A 2,673-nucleotide genomic window follows, 5' to 3' on the forward strand; every position below is an offset into this window, starting at 1 on the left:
GCCATGTCCCAGCATGGCTGCGATCGCCTCGATCCGCAAACGATGCAACAGAACCGTTCTAACCGACGTGTCGGTGCAGGTTGCTCAAGAGCGGCGGTTGCAACAGGCGGAATCCTGGTTTGGCACTTTGCTCGCAGGTGTGCGCGATTTTGCGCTTTTCTCACTCGATAGCCATGGCCAAATCGATAGCTGGAATGCCTCGGCTGAGCAGCATACCGGCTACTCCGAGCAGGAGGTGCTCGGCTGCACATTGCAGCACTTCTATGGGAAAGACGCGGCGTCCCGCGACAAGGCCATTCGGCAAATCGAATGTGCCCGCCGTGAAGGCTGGGCTGTGGAAGAGGGACGTCGTGTCAACCGCGACGGCGGCGGCAAATGGATGCAGAGCCTGGTGGCCGCGCTGCGGGAGCAGGATGGCCAAATCCACGGCTTCTCGGTGGTGATGCGTGACATCACCGAGCGCAAGATGAACACGGAAGAACTGCGCCGCTTGCTTTTCACAGACCACCTCACCGGGGCGGTCAACCGTGCCCGGCTGTTCGACCTGGCGGAGGTCGAAGTTGCCCGCTGGAAGCGTCATGGCTCGCCACTTTCGGTCATCCTGTTCGACGCCGACCACTTCAAACGGGTAAACGATACGTTTGGCCACCCGGCTGGTGACGCGGTCTTGAAGGCTCTGGTCGATCGCTGTCGTCACGGGCTTCGTGCGGTGGACATCCTGGCTCGCTTTGGCGGGGAAGAGTTCGTGGTGCTGCTACCCGGCTCGGGCCTGGATGAAGCGATGACGATGGCTGAACGCTTGCGCCACCTCGTGGCCCAGGAGCCGGTACAATGTGGCAGCACGCCCGTGGCGGTCACGATCAGCCTTGGCTGCGCCAGCATGGGCGAGGGCATCGAAACCCTTGAGGAACTGCTCGCCGCGGCCGACGCTGCGGCGTACCGCGCCAAGCGGCTGGGCCGTAACCGGGCCGAAGCCCAGCAAATGGTCATGGTCGAGTAGCTCGGATGCGGCGCACGTCGCTCGACCCCTACGCCACCATGCGCGCCGCCTACCGCCAGCGGCGCCAGGCGGACATCGAGAACCGCATCGGGCCGACGGTGACGAGCAGCACCGGCCCCTTCCTGCCCTCCCTGGAGCGGGAGCGCTAGGGACTATGACCGCTTACCCATCGCACACTGCTCGCGCCCGATCGCCCCCGCGGGGGCCAGCCTGCCGGGCCCTGCCGCGTCGGTCCGCCAGCCTCAGGACCGCGCGCGGGCCCAAGCTACCCGAGGCATAGCGCCAGCCAGCCCGGCCCGATCCGGAGGTGGCGGATCCTGGTCTTCCCCTGCGCCGAGTAGGCCACATGCCAGAACCCGTCCGCAGTCCGGAGTGCGGTCGGGTATGCGACCTCGCCCTCCTCGCCCTCGGGCACGAGGTCGCAGCCGCTGACGAAGCGGGTACCGTCCTGCGACGAGGCCAGGCGCAGGGCGCGACGGTCGCGGGTCGAGGGGTTGTGGACCACGACGAAGCGGCCGCGGCCATCTGTGAAAGCGTCGACCGCGGAGCCGGGGTTCGGCAGGTCGGTGGCGACCGCCTCGCTCCACCGGCCCGTGACGGGATCCAGCACCGCCGTGCGCACCGCCAGCGCGGCCGTGTCGCGCAGGTAGGCCCGCACCCGCCCGTCGCCCTGGAGCACGAGGCTCGGCTGGATGACGCCACGGGTCGGGATGAAAAGCGGCGGGCCGAGCCGGAGCCCGGTGGCGCCGGGCTCGACCTGCCGGACGTAGGAGGTCCGCTCGCCTTCCAGGTAGAGCGGCAGGATCGCGCCGAGTTCTGGATGCGGCAACACGCCGGCGCGCGGCAGGGCGCCGGCCTGGTCGTCGAGGCGCATCGCCGCCGACCAGCTGCGCCCGCCATCGGCCGAGATGCGAACGTCGACCCGCCCGCAGCGCCAGGTGCGGCACAAGTTGCCGAGCACCGGGACCTCCCATCGTTGGATCACGCCGTGCACCATCCAGAGACGGCCGTGCCGGGCATCGGCAAAGAGCACCACGTTGCCGAGGCTCTTGTTCGCCGCCTGCGCAGCCGCCGCCTTGTCGTCGGGCCCGACCGCGACCTCGAGGGGCGACCAGCCGCCGGCTCCGCGCTCGGCATTGCGCGAGCAGAGGATCCGCACGTCGGTGCCCGCCTCGCTCCGGCCGGAGTACCAGCAGAGCAGCAGCTCGCCCGTGGGAAGCTCGACGAGGCCCGGACCGTGGTTCACCCGGCCCGGCGGGGCGGGCAGCTCGGAGCGCGCGAGAGTGACGCCATCCCCGTCGGCGGAGACGGCAGGGCGGGGCGACAGCAGCGCCGCAGCGGCCAGCGTAGCCACGGCGACACGACACAGTGGCCGCCGCTCGCGTGCGTTCCCTCTCCGTCCAACCACCATCACGGGCTCCAACGCGCCTCCAAGTCCCTACCCGATCCGGGCCGAACCCGGCTGTTTCGGCGTAGCAGTCCCATGGTCACCGCTCGGGGCAATTCCGTGCGCTTCCAGAACTGGTATGCCACTCGGGCGTGGGCCCTGAAGATGGTGCGCGGACGGAGGGCAGCATAGCCGAGGAGATCGCGCAATTGGTGGTGGAGCAGCTGAGGGTGCGGATTCCGGAGCAAGTCGGCACCTGATTCCGATTTGAAGTCGGCACCTGATT

The 2,673-nt window shown here is 68.8% G+C and carries 3 protein-coding genes; 2 read left to right on the forward strand and 1 reads right to left on the reverse strand.

The annotated features are described in order from the left end of the window. Positions 1-13 precede the first annotated feature (13 nt). Entirely contained in the window at positions 14-1,000 is a 987-nt protein-coding gene (locus tag AC5JJ1_RS15290; RefSeq protein WP_495785962.1) for a GGDEF domain-containing protein, read from the forward strand. Positions 1,001-1,005: 5 nt separating this feature from the next. Then, positions 1,006-1,149, forward strand: coding sequence for a hypothetical protein (locus AC5JJ1_RS15295; RefSeq protein ID WP_495785963.1), 144 nt, complete (start codon positions 1,006-1,008; stop codon positions 1,147-1,149). A 116-nt stretch (positions 1,150-1,265) separates the two neighbouring features. On the opposite strand, the gene AC5JJ1_RS15300 is transcribed toward AC5JJ1_RS15295, so the two are convergent. Next, positions 1,266-2,354, reverse strand: coding sequence for an exo-alpha-sialidase (locus AC5JJ1_RS15300; protein WP_495785964.1), 1,089 nt, complete (start codon positions 2,352-2,354; stop codon positions 1,266-1,268). Positions 2,355-2,673: the final 319 nt, after the last annotated feature.

It is taken from the genome of Belnapia sp. (assembly GCF_059504005.1).

Excerpts from the sequence above, each read along its gene's own strand:
- AC5JJ1_RS15295 (WP_495785963.1), top strand. The coding sequence starts at position 1,006 with ATGCGGCGCACGTCGCTCGACCCCTACGCCACCATGCGCGCCGCCTAC.
- AC5JJ1_RS15290 (WP_495785962.1), top strand. The coding sequence starts at position 14 with ATGGCTGCGATCGCCTCGATCCGCAAACGATGCAACAGAACCGTTCTA.